20 protein-coding genes are annotated in these 21,148 nt (G+C 68.3%); 14 read left to right on the top strand and 6 right to left on the bottom strand.

The genetic code is table 11. From position 1 onward, the window contains the following. The 3 genes from C6P61_RS13310 to cobA form a co-directional block, all read left to right on the top strand. A partial coding sequence (locus tag C6P61_RS13310) for a chromate transporter (protein WP_105730414.1) occupies positions 1–1,003 on the top strand: 1,003 nt, incomplete at its 5' end. 76 nt (positions 1,004–1,079) lie between these two features. Beyond that, positions 1,080–1,982 carry a DNA-binding protein YbiB gene (gene ybiB / locus C6P61_RS13305; RefSeq protein WP_105730413.1) on the top strand — a complete coding sequence of 301 codons (903 nt, stop codon included), beginning with the start codon at positions 1,080–1,082 and terminating at the stop codon, positions 1,980–1,982. After that, complete coding sequence (gene cobA / locus C6P61_RS13300; RefSeq protein ID WP_105730412.1) at positions 1,979–2,797, top strand: uroporphyrinogen-III C-methyltransferase; 819 nt, start codon at positions 1,979–1,981, stop codon at positions 2,795–2,797. The genes ybiB and cobA overlap by 4 nt, the downstream gene beginning before the upstream one ends. 71 nt (positions 2,798–2,868) lie before the next feature. Here cobA and C6P61_RS13295 read toward each other — a convergent pair whose 3' ends face one another. Continuing rightward, positions 2,869–3,201, bottom strand: coding sequence for an ATPase with chaperone activity (locus C6P61_RS13295; protein WP_105730411.1), 333 nt, complete (start codon positions 3,199–3,201; stop codon positions 2,869–2,871). 1 nt (position 3,202) lies between these two features. Further along, a complete protein-coding gene (locus C6P61_RS13290; RefSeq protein WP_105730410.1) occupies positions 3,203–3,697 on the bottom strand; it encodes an acyl-CoA thioesterase in 495 nt (164 codons plus the stop codon). 85 nt (positions 3,698–3,782) lie between these two features. Here C6P61_RS13290 and C6P61_RS13285 point away from each other — a divergent pair, with 85 nt between their 5' ends. Beyond that, entirely contained in the window at positions 3,783–5,024 is a 1,242-nt protein-coding gene (locus tag C6P61_RS13285; RefSeq protein ID WP_105730409.1) for a BaiN/RdsA family NAD(P)/FAD-dependent oxidoreductase, read from the top strand. Between the two features lie 43 nt (positions 5,025–5,067). Here the strand turns inward: C6P61_RS13285 and pap are convergent, their stop codons facing one another. Then, positions 5,068–6,558, bottom strand: a complete 1,491-nt coding sequence (gene pap, locus C6P61_RS13280; RefSeq protein ID WP_105730408.1) for a polyphosphate:AMP phosphotransferase — start codon at positions 6,556–6,558, stop codon at positions 5,068–5,070. Positions 6,559–6,740: 182 nt separating this feature from the next. Here pap and rpsU point away from each other — a divergent pair, with 182 nt between their 5' ends. The 3 genes from rpsU (at position 6,741) to murI (ending at position 8,418) form a co-directional block, all read left to right on the top strand. Continuing rightward, positions 6,741–6,953: a 30S ribosomal protein S21 gene (gene rpsU / locus C6P61_RS13275; protein ID WP_105730407.1), complete on the top strand. Its 213-nt coding sequence runs from the start codon at positions 6,741–6,743 to the stop codon at positions 6,951–6,953. 134 nt (positions 6,954–7,087) lie between these two features. Beyond that, positions 7,088–7,549 carry a GatB/YqeY domain-containing protein gene (locus C6P61_RS13270; protein ID WP_105730406.1) on the top strand — a complete coding sequence of 154 codons (462 nt, stop codon included), beginning with the start codon at positions 7,088–7,090 and terminating at the stop codon, positions 7,547–7,549. 32 nt (positions 7,550–7,581) lie between these two features. Further along, positions 7,582–8,418: a glutamate racemase gene (murI, locus tag C6P61_RS13265; RefSeq protein ID WP_105730405.1), complete on the top strand. Its 837-nt coding sequence runs from the start codon at positions 7,582–7,584 to the stop codon at positions 8,416–8,418. 49 nt (positions 8,419–8,467) lie between these two features. On the opposite strand, the gene pmbA is transcribed toward murI, so the two are convergent. Next, positions 8,468–9,886, bottom strand: coding sequence for a metalloprotease PmbA (gene pmbA / locus C6P61_RS13260; protein WP_105730404.1), 1,419 nt, complete (start codon positions 9,884–9,886; stop codon positions 8,468–8,470). Between the two features lie 22 nt (positions 9,887–9,908). Here pmbA and yjgA point away from each other — a divergent pair, with 22 nt between their 5' ends. Both yjgA and mog read left to right on the top strand, forming a co-directional pair. After that, the gene (yjgA, locus tag C6P61_RS13255; protein ID WP_105730417.1) at positions 9,909–10,562 is read left to right on the top strand and encodes a ribosome biogenesis factor YjgA; all 654 of its coding nucleotides are present in this window, start codon (positions 9,909–9,911) and stop codon (positions 10,560–10,562) included. Further along, on the top strand, positions 10,559–11,167 hold the full coding sequence (mog, locus tag C6P61_RS13250; RefSeq protein WP_105730403.1) for a molybdopterin adenylyltransferase: 609 nt from the start codon (positions 10,559–10,561) through the stop codon (positions 11,165–11,167). The genes yjgA and mog overlap by 4 nt, the downstream gene beginning before the upstream one ends. A gap of 74 nt (positions 11,168–11,241) precedes the next feature. Here mog and cysE read toward each other — a convergent pair whose 3' ends face one another. Further along, on the bottom strand, positions 11,242–12,009 hold the full coding sequence (gene cysE, locus C6P61_RS13245; RefSeq protein ID WP_105730402.1) for a serine O-acetyltransferase: 768 nt from the start codon (positions 12,007–12,009) through the stop codon (positions 11,242–11,244). Between the two features lie 25 nt (positions 12,010–12,034). Then, entirely contained in the window at positions 12,035–12,859 is an 825-nt protein-coding gene (locus C6P61_RS13240) for an RNA methyltransferase (protein WP_105730401.1), read from the bottom strand. A gap of 85 nt (positions 12,860–12,944) precedes the next feature. On the opposite strand from C6P61_RS13240, the gene C6P61_RS13235 reads away from it, so the two are divergent. The 5 genes from C6P61_RS13235 to tssM all read left to right on the top strand — a co-directional run bounded on the left by C6P61_RS13235 (position 12,945) and on the right by tssM (position 21,131). Then, positions 12,945–13,904: an inositol monophosphatase family protein gene (locus C6P61_RS13235; protein WP_105730400.1), complete on the top strand. Its 960-nt coding sequence runs from the start codon at positions 12,945–12,947 to the stop codon at positions 13,902–13,904. A gap of 219 nt (positions 13,905–14,123) precedes the next feature. Continuing rightward, entirely contained in the window at positions 14,124–14,804 is a 681-nt protein-coding gene (locus C6P61_RS13230) for a Bax inhibitor-1/YccA family protein (protein ID WP_105730399.1), read from the top strand. Between the two features lie 109 nt (positions 14,805–14,913). After that, positions 14,914–16,248, top strand: a complete 1,335-nt coding sequence (tssK, locus tag C6P61_RS13225) for a type VI secretion system baseplate subunit TssK (RefSeq protein WP_105730398.1) — start codon at positions 14,914–14,916, stop codon at positions 16,246–16,248. 124 nt (positions 16,249–16,372) lie between these two features. Next, complete coding sequence (locus tag C6P61_RS13220) at positions 16,373–17,536, top strand: DotU family type VI secretion system protein (RefSeq protein WP_211296980.1); 1,164 nt, start codon at positions 16,373–16,375, stop codon at positions 17,534–17,536. 40 nt (positions 17,537–17,576) lie between these two features. Further along, positions 17,577–21,131 (top strand): type VI secretion system membrane subunit TssM, encoded by a 3,555-nt coding sequence (gene tssM, locus C6P61_RS13215; protein WP_105730396.1) that lies wholly within the window; start codon positions 17,577–17,579, stop codon positions 21,129–21,131. Positions 21,132–21,148: the final 17 nt, after the last annotated feature.

Raw genomic sequence — 21,148 nt, 5'->3', positions numbered from 1 at the left:
CATGCCGCTGGTAACAGGCCTGTTCTATGGCATCAAGCCCGCGGTAACCGCCATCGTGGTGCAGGCGGCACACCGCATCGGCTCGCGCGCGCTCAAGAACTCCTGGCTGTGGGGCATTGCCGCGGCCTCGTTCATCGCGATCTTTGCCGCCAACATCCCGTTCCCGGCCATCGTCGCAGCGGCGGCATTGCTGGGCTATGTTGGTGGACGGATCGCACCGGACCAGTTCAAGGTCGGCGGCGGGCATGGCAAGACCGGCAAGGCATTGGGCCCGGCGCTGATCGACGACCACACGCCAACACCGGCACACGCCAAGTTCCGCTGGACTCGCCTGCTGCAAGTCATCGCGCTGGGCGCCCTGCTGTGGGCGGTGCCGATGGGATGGCTGACCATGGTCTACGGCTGGGAGCACACGCTGACGCAGATGGGCTGGTTCTTCACCAAGGCCGCGTTGCTGACCTTTGGTGGTGCCTACGCCGTGCTGCCTTATGTGTATCAAGGGGCCGTGAGTCACCATGGCTGGCTCACGCCGACACAGATGATCGATGGCCTGGCCTTGGGGGAAACGACGCCGGGGCCGCTGATCATGGTGGTGGCCTTCGTCGGATTCGTCGGCGGCCATGTCAAGGCCCTGTTCGGCCCGGAGTCGCTGTTTCTGGCCGGGGCCGTGGCGGCCAGCCTGGTGACCTGGTTCACCTTCCTGCCGTCGTTCCTGTTCATCCTGGCGGGCGGCCCCCTGGTGGAAAGCACCCATGACGACCTCAGGTTGACGGCACCGCTGACCGCCATCACGGCCGCTGTGGTGGGCGTGATTCTGAATCTGGCGCTGTTCTTCGGCTACCACGTCCTATGGCCGCAGGGATTCAGCGGCAGTTTCGACTCGGTATCGGCCCTGATCGCGCTGGGGGCCGCCATCGCCCTGTTTCGCTTCAAGCGTCATGTGATCCATGTCATCGCCGCCTGTGCGGTGCTGGGTCTGATCCTGAAAACCCTGATCCTGTGAGTTGAGCCCTTCCTTCGGCTGCAGGATTTTTTGTCACATAACCTGAAGTCATCAGGCATCGCGGAAAATCGCCCCCATGGCAATCAGTCACTACCTCAAGGAAATCGGGCGCGGCAAGGACGGCGCCCGCTCGCTCGACCGCGCACAGGCCGCCGACCTGTTCGGCCAGCTGCTCGACGGCAGCGTCAGCGAGCTCGAACTCGGCGCCTTCTGCCTCGCGATGCGCATCAAGGGCGAGACACCGGAGGAAATGGCCGGCTTCCTCGACGCCACGGCCATGCGCACCGACAAGGTGCCGATCCAGGGACGCACCGCCGTGGTGCTGCCCAGCTACAACGGCGCGCGCAAGCTGCCGGTGCTGACCCCGCTGCTGGCGCTGCTGCTGGCGCGCGAGGGCCTGCCGGTGCTGGTGCATGGCACGGCAACCGAAAGCCGGCGCGTGACATCGGCCGCCGTGCTGGCGTTGCTGGGCGTGGCCGCTGACAGCGAAGTGCAGCCGCTGCAGGCCGGCCAGGTCCGCTTCGTGCCGACCTGGCTGCTGTGTCCGGGCCTGCAGCGCCTGCTCGAGGTGCGCCAGGTCATCGGCCTGCGCAACTCGGCGCACAGCCTGGTCAAGCTGATGAACCCCTGCGACGGCGACGCACTGGTGGTCGGCAGCTACACCCATCCGGAATACCTGCTGGCCATGGGCGCGACCTTCGAGCTGACGGAGCAGCGCGCGATGCTGCTGCGCGGCACCGAAGGCGAGCCGGTGGCCGATCCGCGCCGCCTGCCGCAGATCGATGTCTTCCTGCGCGGCCAGCGCCACTGCGTGCAGGAGCCCCAGGGCGGCTCGCTGGCCAGCTTGCCCGATCTGCCCGCGATCGATGCCGACAGCACGGCGGCCTGGACGGCCGAGGTGCTGGCAGGCCGACAGGCCGTGCCGGCGCCGATCGCGCGTCAGGTGGAACATATCTTGCGAGCAGTGCAGGCATCATGATCTCGACTCAAGCCCTCCCCCTCCGCACCCTGCCGCTGACCGCACCGGGCCAGGTCACCCTGGTCGGCGCCGGTCCGGGCGACCCGGAACTGCTGACGCTGAAGGCGGTCCGGGCCATCGGCGCGGCGACGGTGCTGCTGGTCGACGACCTGGTCAATGACGCGGTGCTGGCCCATGCCTCGCCCCGGGCCCGCATCATCCATGTCGGCAAGCGCGGCGGCTGCAAGAGCACGCCGCAGTCCTTCATCGAAAAGCTGATGATCCAGGCCGTCCAGGAAGGCGAGGTCGTGGTCCGGCTCAAGGGCGGCGACCCCTTCATCTTCGGCCGTGGCGGCGAAGAAGTCGAGCATCTGCAGGCCGTCGGCATCCCGGTCACGGTGGTCAACGGCATCACCGCCGGACTGGCGGCGGTCAGCTCGCTCAATGTACCGCTGACGCACCGCGAGCATGCCCATGGCGTGATTTTCGTGACCGGCCACGCCAAACCCGGCGACAGCGGCACCGACTGGACTGCGCTGGCGCATTGCGCGCGCGAAGCCAAGCTCACGCTCGTGATCTACATGGGCATCTCGAGCGCCAGCGCGATCCAGGCCGGCCTGCTGCAAGGCCTGCCGGCCTCGACCCCGGCCGCGATCGTGCAGCGCGCCAGCCTGCCGCAGCAGCGCCACGCGGCCTGCACGCTGGCCAATCTGGTCGAGACGCTGCAGGCCGAACAACTCGGCAGCCCGTCGATCCTGGTGGTCGGCGACGTGATCTCGGGCCTGGCACAGTTGCAGCAGGACACAGGTGCAGCGGGCGCGCGCCAAGCCGCCTGACCGCCGAACAACCGTGCGCAGCGGCCAGGCGAGGCCGCTGCTGCCCCGCTCAGGCTACGTTCAGGCCATGTTCAAGCCTCTAGCCAGCTCGGCCAGGACCAGTCGAGCAGTTCGGCCAGGCGCTTGACGACCCAGCCCGCCTCGGCGGCCGACAGGCCCGACTCGTCACTGCTGAGTCCGGCATGCATGCGCTCGAGCACATCGGACTCGTGCACACCGAGCTTGAACTGCAGCTGGGCGGCCTGCTCGGTCAGCAGTTGCGCCATGTCCTCGCACAGCTCGTGGCGCTGCGCGATGACCTCGTAGGGCTCGGTCGGCTTGATCTTGCCGGGCGGCACGAACAGCGCGACAAACGACTCCGGCAGCAGGATCTGGCTCTCGCCGTGGGCAAGGGTCTTCTGCATCTCAGGCCTCGATCGGCGCCGGCAGCCTGACCTGCTGGTAGCGCTGGGCCAGTTCCTTGCGCACCTGCTTGCGCACCAGGGCCGCGTCCCAACGCCGCTTCTCCTCGGGGCTGAAGGGGCGCAGCATCGGCACCGGCACCGACTTGCCATCGTCGCCGACCGCGACCATGGTGAAGAAGCAGCTGTTGACATGGCGCACGGCCTGGCTGCGGATGTCCTCGGCCACGACCTTGATGCCGATCTCCATCGAGGAGTTGCCGGTGTGGTTGACGCTGGCCAGGAAGGTCACGAGCTCGCCGACATGGATCGGCTGCAGGAACATGACCTGATCGACGCTCAGGGTCACGACATAGCGCGAGGCATAGCGGCTGGCACAGGCATAGGCGACCTGGTCGAGCAGCTTGAGGATGGCGCCGCCGTGGACGTTGCCAGAGAAGTTGGCCATGTCGGGCGACATCAGCACGGTCATGCTGAGTTGGTGTGCGGGCAAGTTCATGACTGAGAGTTTATGCGGAGCTGGTGACAATGAAGTCAGGATCACGCAAGCCACGTGCCATGCAAAGCCGCCTACACTCGCGCCCATGGAAAAATTCGATGTCGCCATCATCGGCGCCGGCGCGGCCGGCCTGTTCTGCGCCGGCGTGGCCGGCCAGCTGGGCTTGCGCGTGCTGCTGCTCGACCACGCGCCCAAGGTCGCCGAGAAGATCCGGATCTCGGGCGGCGGCCGCTGCAACTTCACCAACCGCGAGCTCGACCCGCGCCAGCCGCACAAGCATTTCCTGGGCGACAACCCCAACTTCTGCCGCTCGGCGCTGTCGCGCTACACCCCGGCCGATTTCATCGAGCTGCTGCAACGCCACGCCCTGCCCTTCCACGAAAAGCACAAGGGCCAGCTGTTCTGCGACCGCTCGGCGCAGGACCTGATCGAGCTGCTGCTCAAGGAATGCGAGGCTGGCGGCGTGCAGCGCTGGCAGCCCTGCGCGGTGCAGGCGGTCAGCTATTCCGATGCCGACCCCAGCGCGCGCTACCAGCTGCAGACCGACCGCGGCCCGGTGGCCTGTCGTTCGCTGGTGGTCGCCACCGGCGGCCTGTCGATTCCCAAGATCGGTGCCAGCGACTTCGGCTTCCGGCTGGCGCGCCAGTTCGGCCTGAACGTGATCGAACTGCGCCCGGCGCTGGTTCCGCTAACCTTCGATGCCGCGTCCTGGGCGCCGTTCTCCGAGCTGTCGGGCCTGGCGCTGCCGGTGCGCATCGCGACCGGCGACAAGAAGGCGAAGATGGAATTCCTGGAAGACCTGCTGTTCACGCACCGGGGCCTGAGCGGTCCGGCCGTGCTGCAGATCTCGAGCTACTGGCGCCCCGGCCAGCCGCTGCGGCTCGACCTGCACCCCGAATCCGCGCTCGAGCCGCTGCTGCTCGAGGCCAAGACCCGCTCGCGCAAGCTGCTGGCCAACGAACTGTCGCTGCACCTGCCGAGCCGGCTGGCCGATACCTGGACCGCACAGCAGTCGCAGTGGCAGCGCCCGGTCAACGACACGCCCGACAAGGCGATCGCCCAGCTCGCGCAGGGCTTACAGCGCTGGGAGCTGACCCCGACAGGCACCGAAGGCTATGCCAAGGCCGAGGTCACCGCCGGCGGCGTCGACACCCGGCAGCTGTCCTCGCAGACCATGGAATCGAAGCAGCCCGGCCTGCATTTCATCGGCGAGGTGGTCGACGTGACCGGCTGGCTCGGCGGCTACAACTTCCAGTGGGCCTGGTCGAGCGCGCACGCCTGCGCCCAGGCCCTGGCCGCCGACCGCCTGGCGGCAGTCAGCGCCTGAGGCACCTGCAGCGGCGCCCCGCCCAAGCGCCGGCAACAGTCGCTCAGCCGCGTGCCTTGAGCGCTTGCTCGATCCGGTCGCACAGGGTCTCGAGCACCTCGAGGCGCGACCAATGCTTGTTGTCCGACGCGATCACATGCCAGGGTGCGATCTGGGTCGAGGTGCGGTCGATCATGTCGCCGATCGCCTGCTCGTACTGCGGCCACTTGTCGCGGTTGCGCCAGTCCTCGTCGGTGATCTTGTAGTTCTTGTGCGGCGTCTCGCTGCGCTCCTTGAAGCGGCGCAGCTGCTCCTCGGGCGTGATCGCGAGCCAGAACTTCACGATCAGCACGCCGGCATCGGACAGCTCCTCCTCGAACTCGTTGATTTCGCCATAGGCGCGCATCCAGTCGGCCTCGGAACAGAAGCGCTCGACTCGCTCGACCAGCACGCGGCCGTACCAGCTGCGGTCGAACAAGGTCGCATGGCCCAGCTTGGGGATATAGCGCCAGAAGCGCCACAGATAGGGCTGGGCCCGCTCGTTCTCGTTCGGCGCCGCGACCGGAATCACGCGGTAGAAGCGCGCGTCGAGCGCCTGCGTCAGGCGCCGGATCGTGCTGCCCTTGCCGGCCGCATCCATGCCCTCGAACACCACCACCAGCGACAGCTGCTGCAGGCGCGGGTCGCGGCTCAGTCCGTTCAAGCGGCCCTGCAGGGTCTCGAGCCGGTCCTCGTAGTCCTTGCGCGTGGCGCTGCGGCTGTAGTCCTGCGCCGCCAGCAGGCTGAGCCGATCGAGCGGCCGCGTCTCGGGCACCAGCGGCGCCGGCAGGGGCGGCGCCAGCGGCTGATCGAGGCGCCGGTTGACCGAGTCCAGCAGCAGCTGGCCCGCGGTCAGGTAGCGGTAATAGGGGTCGCTGCCCTCGATCACGAGCCAGGGCGCCTCGCCGATGCTGGTCTTGCGCAGCGCCTCGTCACTGACGCGGATGAACTCGTCGTAATGCTTGAGGTTGTGCTCCTCCTGCGGCGTCACGCGCCAGGCGGTCTTGGGCGAGTCCTGCAGCTCCTTCATGCGCGCCTTGGCCGCCTTCTTCGACAGGTGGAACCAGAACTTCAGCAGCAGCACGCCCTCGGCCGCCAGCATGCGCTCGAACTGGCGGATGCGCTCGAGGCGGCGCACGAAATGCTCGCGCGTCTCATGGCCCAGCGCATGGGCGCTGACGGGATCGGTGTACCAGTTGCCGAACAGGATGCCGACATGGCCCTTGGACGGCAGCACCTGCCAGAAGCGGAACATCTCGGGATGACGGCGCTCATGCTCGCTGATCGGCCCGAAGGCTTCGGTGCGGATATGGCGCGGGTCCATCCACTCGTTGAGCACATTGACCGTCTCGCCGCGCCCGGCCAGATCGACCCCGTTGACCAGGATCACGACCGCAAAGCGGGCCTCGCGCAGCAGCCGGAACTGCATCTCCAGCAGGGCGGCACGCAGCTCGGGCTCGCGCGCCTTCCAGGTTTTCTTGTCGATGCGATGACCGATTTCAGCCGACTCGAACATGTAGTCTCCAGTTTTTCCCGCCACTGTAACCGCGACAAGCGCATTTTACGGGGCTATAATGCTCGTCTTTGCCGGCAAACCCCGTCGGCCAGATCACGATAGACGGGGAAAACTGCCGCAAGTGCGGATTCAAGGCCCGATCTTCCCTGGACACCGACAGCGGCGCAATTTTGTATTAGCTAATGACCACCATCCGCGTTAAAGACAACGAACCGTACGACATCGCCCTGCGCCGCTTCAAGCGCACCATCGAAAAGCTGGGCTTGCTGACCGACCTGCGCGCCCGCGAGTTCTACGAGAAGCCCACCTCGGAGCGCAAGCGCAAGAAGGCTGCCGCCGTCAAGCGCCACTACAAGCGCGTGCGCTCGATGCAGCTGCCCAAGCGTCTGTTCTGATCGCTGCATCAAGCTGCGGTCTTCACTGACCGCGCACAAGCCCGCTGGAGGACGCTCAGGCGGGCTTTGTCGTTTCTGGACTGCCCGCAGGGCCGCCCAGGCGCTAAGATTCGTATTTATCTACAGGCTGCACCATGGCACTCAAAGAGCAGATCACCGAAGACATGAAGACCGCGATGCGCGCCAAGGACATGGAGCGCCTCGGCACCATCCGCTTGCTGCTGGCCTCGATCAAGCAAAAGGAAGTCGACGAGCAGACGACGCTGGACGACAACGCCGTGATCGCTGTGCTCGACAAGATGCTCAAGCAGCGCAAGGACTCGATCGTCGCCTTTGAACAAGCCGACCGTGACGATCTGGCCGCCAAGGAAAAGGCCGAAGTCGCGGTGCTACAGGCCTACCTGCCGGCGCGCCTGAGCGCCGAGGAAGTCGCAGCAGTAGTCCAGGCCCTGGTGGCCGATGTGGCGGCCGAGCTCGGCCGTGCGCCGGGTGCTGCCGACATGGGCAAGCTGATGGCTGCAGCCAAGGCCGCCCTGGCCGGCAAGGCCGAGATGGCCCAGGTCTCGGCCGCCGTCAAGGCCGCCCTGGCCGGCTGAACCCAGCCAGCAGACCGGCCAAGCCCAGCCCGATGCCAGCACCCGCCACCGCCGCGCAGGACCGCTCGCGCCCGATCGGCGTGTTCGACTCCGGCGTCGGCGGGCTGTCGGTGCTGCGCGAGATCCGGCGTGCCCTGCCCGCCGAGGCGCTGTGCTACGTGGCCGATTCGGCGCACGCGCCCTACGGCGAGCGCAGCGTCGGCTACATCGAGGCGCGTTCGCGCCACATCATCGGCTTTTTGCAGGACCAGGGCGCCAAGGCCGTGGTCGTGGCCTGCAACACCGTGACCGGACTGGTGATCGAGCATCTGCGCGCCGCCTTTCCCGAGCTGCCGCTGATCGCGATCGAGCCCGCCGTCAAGCCGGCCGCCCAGTCCACGCGCAGCGGCGTGATCGGCCTGCTGGCGACGCGCCAGACCGTCGCCAGCCCGGGGCTGCAGCGCCTGCTGCAACTGCACGCCAGCGGCAAGCAGGTACTGCTGCAAGCCTGTCCGGGCTGGGTCGAGCGGGTCGAGCGCGGCGAACTGAGCGGCGCCGAGACCGAAGCAGCAGTGGCGCACTATGTGCGTCCCCTGCTTGAGCAAGGAGCCGACACGCTGGTGCTGGGCTGCACCCACTACCCGTTCCTGGCGCCGCTGATCCGCCGCCTGGCGGGCGCCTCGGTGCAGGTGCTGGACCCGGCCCCGGCCGTGGCGCGCGAACTCGCGCGCCGGCTAGCGGCGCTGGAGCTGCTGAATCCAGCGACCGAGGCCGGCAACGAACAATTCTGGACCAGCGCCGACCCACAGCGCATCGGTCCCGTGGTCAGCGCGCTCTGGGGCGCGCCGGTCGAGCTGTCCGGGCTGCCGCTCGCCGCGCCAGCCGCCTGAAACCGGCCGGGCCGGCTGGGCCGGCTTTCAGCTGGAACCGGCTGCAGGCTCAGCTACCGGCCAGCTTCATGCGCTTGACCAGCACCGAACCCACGCTCTTGGCGCCGTAGTTGTAGACATCGGCGCCGACCGCGACGATGTCCTGCAGCATCTCGCGCAGGTTGCCGGCAATCGTGATCTCCTGCACCGGATAGGCGATCTGGCCGTTCTCGACCCAGAAACCCGAAGCGCCGCGGGAATAGTCGCCGGTCACGTAGTTGACGCCCTGACCCATCAGCTCGGTCACGAACAGGCCGGTGCCGAGCTTGCGCAGCATCGCGTCGAGGTCGTCGCCCGGCTGCGTGAGCCGGCTGCTCAAGGTCAGGTTGTGCGAGCCGCCGGCGTTGCCGGTGGTGCGCATGCCGAGCTTGCGCGCCGAATAGGTGCTGAGGAAATAGCCCTGGACGATACCTGCCTCGACCACCTGGCGCTTCGCGGTGCGCACGCCCTCGTCATCGAACGGCGCGCTGCCCTTGCCGCCACGCAGATGCGGATCTTCCAGGATGTCGATATGGTCAGGAAACACCTGGCTGCCGAGGCTGTCGAGCAGGAAGGTCGTCTTGCGGTAGAGCGCGCCGCCGCTGACGGCCTGCACGAAGCCGCCGAGCAGGCCGGCGGCCAGCGGTGCCTCGAACAGCACCGGGCATTCGGTGGTCGCGACCTTGCGCGGCTTCAGGCGCGACAGCGCGCGTTCGGCCGCATAGCGCCCGACCGCTTCCGGGCTGGCCAGCTCGGCCGGCGAGCGCATCGAGCTGAACCAGGCGTCGCGCTGCATGTTGGCACCGCGGCCCGCGATCGGCGCGACCGAGAAGCTGTGGCGCGAGCTCGCGTAGCCGCCGCGGAAGATACCGGGTCGGCCGCGTTCGCCGCCGCGCATGTGTTCGGTGAAGAAATGCGACTGCTGGGCCGAGACACCCGCGCCCTCGCTGTTGCTGATCTTCTTGCTGGTCGCGAAGGCCGCGGCCTCGCAGCGCAGCGCGATCTGCATCGCCTCCTCGGGCGTGACGGCCCAGGGGTGGAACAAGTCGAGGTCGGGATAGTCGTTGGCGATGTCCTGCTCGTCGGGCAGGCCGGCCACCGGGTCCTCGGCCGTGAAGCGCGCGATGTCGTAGGCCGCCTGCACCGTGCGCCGGATCGCGGCCGGGCTGAAATCGGAGGTCGAGGCATTGCCGCGCCGCTGTCCGAGGTAGAGCGTGATGCCGAGCGACTTGTCGCGGTTGCGCTCGACGTTCTCGAGCTCGCCCTTGCGCACCGAGACGCTCAGGCCAGCGCCTTCGGAGACATCGATGCCCCCGTCCTGCGCCCCCAGCGAACGGGCGTGCGAGAGCGCGAGATCGGACAGTTCCTCGAACTGGGCCCGGCTGAACTGGAAGCCAGTCTCGGGCTGGGACTGGGGCGAAGGGATGGAGGCGGCGCGTGTCTTCTTCATGTCGGCGGCTATGATACTTGGCATGTCACGCAAACCCACCAAAGGCTATTACGTCAAAGGCCACTTCGTTGCCCTTGGCAGCGAACTCGACCTCGAACTCAAGCGCGAACTGCGCGGGGACGTCGACCTCAGCCGGACCGATCTCAAGAAACACAGCGACCACCTGCAGTCGCTCGGCGAGCAGCTGCTCACCTTGCGCAAAGGCCTGCTCGACAAGCTCGCGCTGCCCGACCGTCTGCTCGACGCCATGACCGAAGCCAAGCGCATCACCAACTTCGAGGGCAAGCGGCGCCAGATGCAGTTCATCGGCAAGCTGATGCGCAAGCTCGACGAGCCCACCGTGGCGGCGATCGAGGAAGCGCTCAAGGTCCAGCACCAGGGCAGCGCCAAGGACACGCTGCGCATGCACCAGGCCGAGCAATGGCGCGACCGCCTGATCGCCCAGGACGAGGCGCTCGAGGCCTGGCTGAAGCTCGACCCGGACGCCGACCTGCAGCACCTGCGCACGCTGGTACGCCAGGCGCGCAAGGACGCCGTGCCGGCGCAAGAGGGCGAGGCACCGCGCCACGGCAAATCCTTCCGCGAGATCTTCCAGCTCGTGCGCGCCAAGCTCGACGGTGACGCCGCCGCAGCCCAGGCCGCTGAGGACGGCGCTGGGGACGAGGCAGACGAATGAACCAGCCGCTCAACGGCGGCCCGGAGCCGGTCAGGATCGGCATCGTCTCGATCAGCGACCGCGCCTCCGCGGGCGTCTACCAGGACCAGGGCCTGCCCGCACTGCAGGACTGGCTGACTCGGGCGTTGAAGAACCCGATCGAGTTCGAGCCGCGCCTGATCCCCGACGAGCAGGCAACGATCAGCCAGACCCTGATCGAGCTGGTCGAGGCCGGCTGCAGCCTGGTGCTGACCACCGGCGGCACCGGCCCGGCGCTGCGCGATGTCACGCCCGAGGCGACGCTGGCGGTGGCGCACAAGGAAATGCCGGGCTTTGGCGAACAGATGCGCCAGATCAGCCTGACCTTCGTGCCGACCGCGATCCTGTCGCGCCAGGTCGCGGTGATCCGGGACCAGAGCCTGATCATCAACCTGCCAGGTCAGCCGAAAGCCATCGCCGAGACCCTGGCCGGCCTGAAGGACGCCGACGGCAGGCAGCAGGTCAACGGCATCTTCGCCGCCGTGCCCTACTGCATCGACCTGATCGGCGGCCCCTACCTCGAAACCCACGACGAGGTCTGCCAGGCCTTCAGGCCTAAGAGCGCAATCCGGCCGCCACGCGGCTGAAGCCGCCAGACCAGCCGGATCTGACCCTGTCAGAGCGCCGGCATGGTCCGACCCAGTGAGCGCTCAGCAAGCGCTCACTTGCCCACCATCTCGTTGAACTTGTCGGCCGGGAAATGCTCGACCTTGGCCGCATCGGACGGCAGGCCGGGCGCGCGGGCGCAGGCCAGCTTCTCGATCGCCTGCCACAGCAGCGCGATCTGGTGCTCGTGGCCGGCCGCATTGTCGATCAGGCCGCGCATGGCCTGACTCAGCGGGTCATCGTTCTGCGTCACGCCATAGGCCGAGAACCCCATCTTGGACGCCGCTTCCTCGCGCTTGGCATCGGCCTCGGCCTGGATGATGCGCGCCGGGTTGCCGACCGCGGTCGCACCCGCCGGCACCGGCTTGGTCACCACCGCGTTGCTGCCGACCTTGGCGCCATCGCCGACCGTGAAGCCGCCCAGCACCTTGGCACCGGCGCCAACCACCACGTCGCGGCCCAGCGTCGGATGGCGCTTGGCCCCCTTGTAGAGCGAGGTGCCGCCCAGCGTGACGCCGTGGTAGATGGTGCAGCCGTCGCCGATCTCGGCCGTCTCGCCAATCACCACCCCCATGCCATGGTCGATGAAGACGCGATTGCCGAGCTGGGCGCCCGGGTGGATCTCGATTCCGGTCAGGAAACGCGCCAGGTGCGAGACGAAGCGCCCGAGCCAGCGGTAGCCACGGGTCCAGCAGCCATGCGCCAGGCGATGCAGCAAGACCGCGTGCAGGCCCGGATAACAGGTCAGCACCTCCCAGCGCGAGCGCGCGGCCGGGTCACGTTCCAGGATGCAGTCGATGTCGGTCTTGAGGCGGGAAAACATGCTCGGGTCCAATCAGTCCTACAGTCTAGCGCCTGGCCTGGGCCGCGGTCTGCAGCATGGCACGCGCCACCCCGCGCAGGATATGGATTTCCTCCTCGGTCGGCTCGGCGCGGTTGCAGAGCTGGTTCAGGCGCGGCAGCAGCTTCCTGGGTGCGGCCGGATCGAGGAAACCGACCGCGACCAGCGCCTGCTCCCAATGCGCCAGCAGGCCCGCGACCGCCTGCGCATCGGCCGCACGCGGCTGCGGCGCGCCCGAGGCCGGCAGCGCGAAGCCGCCCAGCGCCTGCCGCCACTCATAGGCGATCAGTTGCACGGCGGCAGCCAGGTTCAGCGAGCCGTAGTCGGGCGCGGTCGGGATGCACAGGCAGGCGTGGCTGCGGTAGACATCCTCGTTCTTCATGCCGTAGCGCTCGGAGCCGAACAGGAAGGCGACCCCGGTCGGGACGGCAGAGACGGACGCGGTCGGTGCTACGCCATCAGCTTGACCAGCGGGGTCAGCCGCCGTCACGCCGAGCGACGCCGCCGCGGGACTGAGCAGACGCGCGGCCAGCTCGGCCAGGTGCGCGCGCGGCGCCACCGTGGGCGGACCGAAGTCACGCGGCGTCATCGCGGTGGCGCAGACATGCGAAACGCCATCGAGCGCCTCGTCCAAGGTCGGCACGATGCGCGCCCGGGCCAGCACGTCGTCAGCGCCGCTGGCCAGCGCCAGCGCTTCCTCGCGCTGCAGCACGTCGGCCCAGCGCGGGCGCACCAGCACCAGGTCATCGAAGCCCATCACCTTCATGGCGCGCGCGACGGAGCCGACATTGCCGGCGTGACTGGTCTCGATCAGGATGAAGCGGGTTCGCATGTGGCGCAAATGATGACGAAAGGATAGAATCGCGCTATTGTCGCCGTCATCGCACGGCTCCCTCCTCGTTCCTCGCACAATTCATATGTCTGCTCATCTGCACCCCATGCTCAACGTGGCCATCAAGGCTGCGCGCGCCGCTGGCGCCATCATCAACCGTGCCGCACTCGATGTCGAGTCGGTCCGCGTCGCCGCCAAGCAAACCAACGACTTCGTGACCGAAGTCGACAAGGCCGCCGAAGACATCATCATCGAGACCCTGCTCGAGGCCTATCCCGACCACGGCATCTGGGCCGAGGAATCGGGTCGCCGCGAAGGTACGGGTGCAGGCAAGCGACATATGTGGATCATCGACCCGCTCGATGGCACCACCAACTTCATCCACGGCTTCCCGGTCTACTGCGTCAGCATCGCGCTGATGTACCACGGCAAGATCGAACAGGCCGTCGTCTACGACCCGAGCCGCAACGACCTGTTCTGCGCCACCAAGGGCCGCGGCGCCTACCTCAACGATCGCCGCCTGCGCGTGGCCAAGCGCACCCAGCTGCGCGACTGCCTGGTCAGCACCGGCTTCCCGTTCCGTCCGGGCGACAACTTCAAGAACTACATGGCCATGCTGACCGAGGTCATGCCGCGCGTGTCGGGCGTGCGTCGCCCGGGCGCTGCCGCGCTCGACCTGGCCTACCTCGCAGCCGGCTTCACCGACGGCTTCTTCGAAACCGGCCTGCAGCCCTGGGACGTCGCTGCGGGCTCGCTGCTCGTGACCGAGGCCGGCGGCCTGATCGGCAACTTCACCGGCGAAGCAGACTTCCTGGAACAGAAGGAATGCCTGGCCGCCAACCCGCGCGTCTACGGCCAGTTGGTCGGCATGCTCGGCAAGTACAGCCAGTTCGCCAGCGCCGGCGACAAGGCTGGCGTGCGCCAGACGCTCGGTGTGCCGAACGCCGAAGCCCAGGCCAGCGCTGCTGCAGCGCCCACCGAGGACAGCGAAGCCACCAAGCCGGCTACCGAAGCCGCACCGAAGGCAGACGACGCACCGTTCTGACGCCGACTGTTTTCCGCCAAAGCCCGCCCTGCCCTGCAGCGCGGGCTTTTTTGCGCCGACCGATAGTCATCATTCAGTAAAAAGCAGACAGAGAATCAATGATGATCTGATTTTTTCGATGTCGCAATCGGACTACCCTTGTCTCATGTCCAGGCCGGATGCGGCCGCTCGACGGTTCGAGCGGTCCTGACTGGCCGTCATTTTTCAAGGAAGTCGATCATGAACCAGCCTATTGCCTATCGTCGCGCCGCCGCCCATTCGGGCTGGGGCTCCAGCATCGCCTCGCACAGGGTGCTGCGCAACACCTATGCCCTGCTGTCGCTGACGCTGCTGTTCAGCGCCGGCACCGCCGCGCTCGGAGTAGCGCTGCGCCTGCCGGCCCCCGGCATGCTCGTGACGCTGGCGGGCTATTTCGGCCTGCTGTTCCTGGTCAACAAGGTACAGAACAGCGGCTGGGCGATACCGGCCGTATTCGCGCTGACCGGCTTCATGGGCTACACGCTGGGCCCGGTGCTGTCGATGCATCTGGCGCTGCCAGGCGGGGCGCAGAGCATTGCGCTGGCGCTGGGCGCGACCGGTGCCACTTTCCTGGCGCTGTCGGGCTGGGTACTGGTGACCAAGCGTGACTTCAGCTTCATGGGCGGCTTCCTGTTCGCCGGCATGGTGGTGGCGCTGCTGGCCGGCCTCGGTGCGATGTTCTTTGAGCTGCCGGCGCTGGGCCTGGCGGTCTCGGCCATGGTGGCGCTGCTGTCGGCCGGCCTGATCCTGTTCGAGACCAGCCGCATCGTCAACGGCGGCGAAACCAACTACGTGATGGCCACGGTCAGCCTGTTCGTCTCGCTGTTCAACCTGTTCACCAGCCTGCTGAGCCTGTTCGGCTGGAGCAGCGGCAAGGACTGAGAAAAAATCCCGCTGGAAATTATCAGATTTCACGTCAATAATCGGCCCGACAGCAAGATGCCCATGTTTCAAATCCCAATCCCAGGGAAAGAAAAAGCAGATCCATCATATGTCGTGGTACAGCAAAGTCCTGTGGTCCGAAGGCCTGTTCCTGCGGCCACAGCATTTCCAGCAGCAAGACAGGCATCACGAGTGGTGGGTCGAGGCCAGGGCGCGCAGCCTGGGCAGTCATTTCTGGGGCTTTCTCGAACTGACACTCGACGCTGCCGCCCTGCTGAGCGGCAAGGTGGCGCTCGATGTGGCCCGGGGCGTGCTGCCGGACGGCACGCCGTTCGATTTCCCGGCAACGGATGCCGCGCCTGCCGCGCTGGAAATCCCGGCTGACCAGCGTCACGCGGTCGTCTACCTGGTGCTGCCGCTGCGCCGCGCCAACAGCCTGGAAGCGGTGCGCCCGGAGCAGCCGGCAGAACTCGCGCGCTACCGTTACGCCGAGCAGGAAGTCATCGACTCGACCGGCAGCGCGACCACGCCGGAGCCGATCGAAATCGGCCAGCCCAGGCTGAGGCTGGCACTGGCGCAACAGGCGGACGACGGCTTCGTGCGGCTGGCGGTCGCGCGCATCGTCGAGCGCCGGCCCGACAATAGCCTGCTGCTGGACCGGAACTTCATCCCGCCGTTGCTGTCTTGCAGCGCGTCGCCGCTGCTGTCGGGCTGGCTGCGCGAGCTCAACGGCCTGCTGGCACAGCGCGGCCAGGCGCTCGCCGCCCGGCTCGGCCAGCCCGGCACGGGCGGTCTGGCCGAGATCGCCGACTTCATCTTCCTGCTGACGATCAACCGGCACCAGCCCCTGCTCGAGCATCTGGCCAGCCTGGCACAACTCCACCCCGAGCGCAGCTTCAGCGGCCTGCTCGCGCTCCATGGCGAACTCGCGACGCTGGCGCGCCGCGAACGCCGACCCTTGCCGCTGCCGGCCTACCAGCATGATGCGCTGGAGCATTGCTTCGCGCCGCTGCTGCACGAGATCCGGCTCGGTCTGGCCAGCCTGCCCGCGCAGCAGGCGGTCCCGATCGAACTCAGGGACCACCTGCAAGGGCGCTATGTCGGACTGATCACCGAGCGCAGCCTGCTGCAGCAAGCCAGCTTCGTGCTGGCGGTCAAGGCCCAGCTGCCGGACGAGACCTTGCGGACCCGGTTCCCGGCCCAGGCCAAGCTCGGACCGGTCGAGCGCATACGCGACATCGTCAACCTGCAGCTGCCGGGGCTGGGACTGCGGCCGCTGCCGGTCGCACCGCGCCAGCTGCCCTACCACGCCGGCTTCAGCTACTTCGAGCTCGAGCAGAGCGGCGAGCTCTGGCAGCAGCTCGAGTCATCGGCCGGGCTGGGCCTCTACATCACGGGCGACTACCCGGGGCTGGAACTGGCCCTGTGGGCCGTCCGGTCCTGAAGCAGCAAACCAGCGCGGAGCAGGCATGGAACAGACCCTGTTGCTTCCCGCGCCAGCTCATTGGCCGGATCACGCCCGGGCCGGATGGTCCAGCCAGCCACCCGGACAACGGCTGGCGCCACTGATGCTTGATTGGCCGGGCGGGATCAATCCGCTGGTCGCCGCGGCCAACCCGCTGCTCGGCCTGGCAGCCGGCTTGCGCCAGCAGGCCCATCACCCCGACCCGGTCGGCCTGCGCGAGACGCTGGCCCAGGCGGTCGCGCTGTTCGAGTCCAGGGCGCAGGCAGCCGGCGTGCCGCACAGCGAGCTGCTCGCGGCCCGCTATGCGCTTTGCACCTTGCTGGACGAGGCAGCAGCCAGCACGCCCTGGGGCGAGCCGGTCTGGGCCCAGCGCAGCCTGCTGGTCCAGTTCCACAACGAGGCCTGGGGCGGCGAGAAGTTCTTCCTGCTGCTGGGCAAGCTCGCCGAGCAGCCGCAACAGCACAGCGCCTTGCTCGAGCTGTTCTATCTGATCCTTGCGCTGGGCTTCGAAGGCCGCTATCGGGTGCTGCCGAACGGCCGCGCCCAGCTCGCGGGCATTCGCGAGCGGCTGGCGCAACTGCTGGCCAGACAGCGTGGCCCGGTCGAGCGCGAACTGTCGCCGCAATGGCGCAGCGACGCCGGCCGCGCCTCCATCCAGCGTGAGCGCCTGCCGCCCTGGGTCTTCGCCGCGCTGACAGCACTGCTGCTGGCCCTGGTCTACGCGGCGCTGTCGTTCGCGCTCAATCGCCAGTCGGACCCGACCTTCTCGGCCATCCTGGCGCTGCGCGTGCCGCCTGAGCTGCAAACCTCGCCGCCAGGTCCAGCCCCCGAGCGCCTGGCCCGACTGCTGGCCGCCGAGATCGCAACGGGCGCCATCACGGTGCGCGACCTGCCCGACCGCAGCCTCGTGATCGCGCAAGGCGACCAGCTGTTCGAGCCCGGCAGCGCGACGGTATCCGACAGCTTCGCCCGCCTGCTCGAGCGCATTGGCGCGGCGGCTGCCAAGACCCAGGGCCAGGTGCTGGTCCGGGGCCATACCGACGACCGTCCGATCCGCTCGGTACGCTTCCCGTCGAACTGGCATCTGTCGCTGGCGCGCGCGGACGCCGCAGGCCAGCTGCTGCTGCCTGCGCTGGGCGACCCGGCCCGGCTCCGGACCGAGGGACTGGCCGACAGCGAGCCAGTCGCGAGCAACCAGAGCGCCGATGGCCGCGCCCGCAACCGGCGGGTCGAGATCGTGCTCTACGCCGCGGCGCCGGGCAGTTGATGCCTGACGGTCCATAACGCCTGAACCAGGGACCGAGAGCATGCACAAGATCCTGCGCGCCATGTTCCAGCCAGTCCCGCTCGCGCTGCTTGGCCTGCTGGCCTTGGCCGTACTGATCTGGTGGATCGGCCCGCTGATCGCGATCGCGGGCCAGGTACCGCTTGAATCCGCAGCCGCGCGCGCGACAGGGATCGCACTGCTGCTGCTCGCATTCGCACTACGAATCAGCTATCAGCGTTTCAAGACCAGGGCCGGCGAAGTGAACCTGTTGCGCTGCCTGTTTGGCCGTCCCAAGCCCGAAGAACCGGCTGCAGTTCAGCAGTTGCGCCAAGGCCTCGAACATGCCGTCCGGCTGCTGCGCGCCAGCCAGCCCAGGCCGGCCGGCAAGCTATCGCGGCTGCTGGTCCTGGATCGGCAGCGAGCGCTCTACCAGCGGCCCTGGTATCTGTTGATCGGTGCACCGGGTTCGGGCAAGACGACCACGCTGGTCCATTGCGGTCTGCACCTCACGCGCAGCGAGACGTCGGGCATCGAGCAGGTCCTGCCAGCACGGCAGGACCGACAGGCGCAGGACGACAATGCCACGCCTGGCTGCGACTGGTGGCTGTGCGACGAGGCGCTGCTGCTCGATACGGCCGGCCGCTACACGAGCCAGGACTCAGGACAGGCCAGCGAGCGGGAAGGCTGGCTGGGCCTGCTCGCGCTGCTGCGCCAGCAGCGGCCACGCCAGCCGCTCAACGGCGTGATCCTGACGCTGAGCGCTGCCGACCTGCTGGACCATTCCGAGAGCGTTGCAATGCGACAGGCACCGGCACTGCGGGCCCGGCTGCAGGAGCTCGAGCGCCAGCTCGGGCTGCGGCTGCCGGTCTACCTGCTGGTAACCAAGGCCGATCTGATCGCAGGCTTCGAACCCTTCTTTGCCACGCTGGACCAGGCCGGTCGCGATCAGGTCTGGGGCTGCACCCTGCCGCTGGACGGGCCCGCGGCGTCCGACCCCGCCCAGTCGCTGGCCCCCCGGCTCGACGCGCTACGCGAGCGCCTGCAGGACCAGCTGCTGGCCCGGCTGCAGCAAGAACCCGAGCTCGACCGGCGCGGCGCCATCGCCGGCTTCGACCAGCAGTTCGCGGCCTGCTGCCGCCAGCTGCTGGCCTGGGTCCGGGCGGTGTTCGCGGTTTCCGAGCCACAACAGGCAGCGCTGCTGCGTGGCGTCTACTTCAGCAGCGCCGTCCAGCAGGGCCAGCCGATCGACCCGCTGCTGTCCAGGCTGGGCCAGGCCTGCGGCCTAGAACGGCGCTGGCTGTCGTCATCGGCGGGCAGTGGCCGCAGCTATTTCCTGCCCCGGCTGCTGCGCGAGCTGGTGTTTGCCGAGCAGCAGCTCGCTGGCCTGGCGCTGAAGGGCGAGCAGCGACGCGAGCGCCTGCAGCTCGGGCTGCTGGCCGTGATTGCCGTCCTCAGCATCACGCTGCTGGCGGCATGGGCGGTCAGCTACCGGCACAACAGCCACTATGTGGCGCAGGTCGATCAGGCGGTTGCCGCGGCCCGGCCGATGCTGGCGCAGGCAAGCAGGACAGCAGACCTCGCCACCCTGCTGCCACTGCTCGAAACCGTGGCCACTATCTCAGCCACGCCGACCCGGGCCAGTGGCGAGCCAGGCGCCGGCATGGGCCTGTTCCAGGGCGACAAGCTCGATGCCGCCACACGCCAGGCCAGCGGGGCACTGCTGCACGAGCTGCTGCTGCCGCGGATCAGCCAGCGCATCGACCAGCAGTTGCGCGAGCAAGACGGCAGCGACCCCGAGTTCAGCCATGAAGCGCTCAAGGCCTATCTGATGCTGCACGAGCCGGCACATTTCGACCCGGCCGCGTTGAAGGCCTGGGTCCTGCGCGACTGGGAACGCCAACCCAACGGCGGACTGAATATCGCAGGGCGGGCCGCACTGGAGCGCCAGCTCGATGCCCTGTTCGCCGCCGGACCGCTCAGCCCGCCGACCACGCCGGACCCGGCGTTGATCGCGCGCAGCCGCAACCGGCTGCTGCAAGACCCGCTGGCCAGGCGGATCTACAGCCGGCTGCGGCGTGAAGGCGTTGGCGCCGGGTTCGCGGGTTTCAGCGTCCTGCACGCCGTCGGGCCCGAGGCGGCGCTGGTGTTCGCGCGGCGCAGCGGCAAGCCGCTGGGCGAGGTCCTGCCGGGGCTCTACACGCGCAACGGCTATCGGCAGGGTTTCGGGCCCGAGCTCGATCGCCTCAGCCGGCAGCTCGCGGTCGAGGCGGACTGGGTGCTGGGCGCTGGCGCCGGCCTCCAGCAGGCCCAGGCCGGCACATTAGCGCAACAGGTGCGCGAGCTCTATCTGGCAGACTACGCGCGGACCTGGGAAGCGTTGCTGGCCGACCTCACGCTACGGCCCTCGGCCAACCTGGCTCAAAGCGTGCAGATGGCCAGGCTGCTGTCGGGCCCGGACTCGCCACTGCTCAAGCTGGTCACGACCATCGTGCACGAGACCACCTTGGTGCCTGCCCCGCCGGCCGCTGCCGATCCGACCAGCGACAGGCTGACCCAGGCCAAGGCACAGCTCGGCAGGCTGTTCGGCCAGGACAACTTGCCAGCGGTGATTGCGCATCCCGATCCGGCAGCACAACGGCTGGTCGACAACCGCTTTGCCGCGCTGCGCCAGCTCATCGCGGGCGAGCCGCCATCGGCACCGATCCAGGCCGTGCTCAAGCGAGTCGACGAGCTCTACCTGCAGCTGTCAGCCAGCGAGACCGCGATCCGCGACCGGCTCCCGCCGCCGGCCGGCGACGCGGGCGCGCGCCTGAAGGCCGAGAGCGCCAGGCTGCCCGAACCCTTGCGCTCGCTGCTGCCGCAGCTGGCGGCCACGGCAACCGGGCAGACGCTGGGCGCGACCCGGCAGCGGCTGTCGGCCGAGCTCGGCCAGCAGATCGGCGAATTCTGCCGGCTGGCGACCGAGGGCCGCTATCCCTTCCTGCGCAGCAGCCCGCGCGACGTGACGCCCGAGGACTTCGCACGCCTGTTTGCGCCGGGCGGCCTGTTCGACCAGTTCTTCCAGCAGCAGCTGGCGCCCCATGTCGACCGCAGCAGCCGGCCCTGGCGCTTTCGCCCGCAACAGGAACAGTCCTTCGGCAGCCCGGGCCAGCTGGTGCAGTTCGAGCGCGCGGCCGTGATCCGCGATGTCTTCTTTGGCAGCGGCATGCTGCGCTTCGACTTCAAGCTGCTCGAGGCAGGGCCCGGCCTCACGCCCATGACAGAGCCGGCCACGCTGGCGCTGGAAGTCGACGGCCAGCGGCTGGCGTTCGACCCGGAACAGCCCAGGCGGCAATCGATCCAGTGGCCGGGACCGCGCAGCGGCCTGACGGCCCAGCTCAGGCTCGGCAGCGAACTGATCGCGACAGAAGGGCCCTGGGCGCTGTTCCGGCTGCTGGAGCGCGCGCGCACCGAACCACTCGGCGCACCGGAAAAGTTCAAGGCCAGCTTCGAGGCTGGCAGCCAGCGCGCCAGCTTCGAGGTCACGACGGCCAGCGTGCGCAATCCGCTGCGCCTGCGCGAGCTGGCCGAGTTCCGTTGTCCGCAAGGACTTTGAAAGCCGCAAGGAGAGCC

The organism is Malikia spinosa (assembly GCF_002980625.1).
GTDB lineage: Bacteria > Pseudomonadota > Gammaproteobacteria > Burkholderiales > Burkholderiaceae_C > Malikia > Malikia spinosa.
This window is presented reverse-complemented; position numbering and strand designations above follow the sequence as displayed.

Excerpts from the sequence above, each read along its gene's own strand:
- tssK (WP_105730398.1), top strand. The coding sequence starts at position 14,914 with ATGTCGTGGTACAGCAAAGTCCTGTGGTCCGAAGGCCTGTTCCTGCGG.
- C6P61_RS13285 (WP_105730409.1), top strand. The coding sequence starts at position 3,783 with ATGGAAAAATTCGATGTCGCCATCATCGGCGCCGGCGCGGCCGGCCTG.
- cysE (WP_105730402.1), bottom strand. The coding sequence starts at position 12,009 with ATGTTTTCCCGCCTCAAGACCGACATCGACTGCATCCTGGAACGTGAC.
- murI (WP_105730405.1), top strand. The coding sequence starts at position 7,582 with ATGCCAGCACCCGCCACCGCCGCGCAGGACCGCTCGCGCCCGATCGGC.
- yjgA (WP_105730417.1), top strand. The coding sequence starts at position 9,909 with ATGTCACGCAAACCCACCAAAGGCTATTACGTCAAAGGCCACTTCGTT.
- rpsU (WP_105730407.1), top strand. The coding sequence starts at position 6,741 with ATGACCACCATCCGCGTTAAAGACAACGAACCGTACGACATCGCCCTG.
- C6P61_RS13235 (WP_105730400.1), top strand. The coding sequence starts at position 12,945 with ATGTCTGCTCATCTGCACCCCATGCTCAACGTGGCCATCAAGGCTGCG.
- tssM (WP_105730396.1), top strand. The coding sequence starts at position 17,577 with ATGCACAAGATCCTGCGCGCCATGTTCCAGCCAGTCCCGCTCGCGCTG.
- ybiB (WP_105730413.1), top strand. The coding sequence starts at position 1,080 with ATGGCAATCAGTCACTACCTCAAGGAAATCGGGCGCGGCAAGGACGGC.
- C6P61_RS13230 (WP_105730399.1), top strand. The coding sequence starts at position 14,124 with ATGAACCAGCCTATTGCCTATCGTCGCGCCGCCGCCCATTCGGGCTGG.
- pap (WP_105730408.1), bottom strand. The coding sequence starts at position 6,558 with ATGTTCGAGTCGGCTGAAATCGGTCATCGCATCGACAAGAAAACCTGG.
- C6P61_RS13240 (WP_105730401.1), bottom strand. The coding sequence starts at position 12,859 with ATGCGAACCCGCTTCATCCTGATCGAGACCAGTCACGCCGGCAATGTC.
- mog (WP_105730403.1), top strand. The coding sequence starts at position 10,559 with ATGAACCAGCCGCTCAACGGCGGCCCGGAGCCGGTCAGGATCGGCATC.
- C6P61_RS13270 (WP_105730406.1), top strand. The coding sequence starts at position 7,088 with ATGGCACTCAAAGAGCAGATCACCGAAGACATGAAGACCGCGATGCGC.
- C6P61_RS13220 (WP_211296980.1), top strand. The coding sequence starts at position 16,373 with ATGCTTGATTGGCCGGGCGGGATCAATCCGCTGGTCGCCGCGGCCAAC.
- cobA (WP_105730412.1), top strand. The coding sequence starts at position 1,979 with ATGATCTCGACTCAAGCCCTCCCCCTCCGCACCCTGCCGCTGACCGCA.
- pmbA (WP_105730404.1), bottom strand. The coding sequence starts at position 9,886 with ATGAAGAAGACACGCGCCGCCTCCATCCCTTCGCCCCAGTCCCAGCCC.
- C6P61_RS13295 (WP_105730411.1), bottom strand. The coding sequence starts at position 3,201 with ATGCAGAAGACCCTTGCCCACGGCGAGAGCCAGATCCTGCTGCCGGAG.
- C6P61_RS13290 (WP_105730410.1), bottom strand. The coding sequence starts at position 3,697 with ATGAACTTGCCCGCACACCAACTCAGCATGACCGTGCTGATGTCGCCC.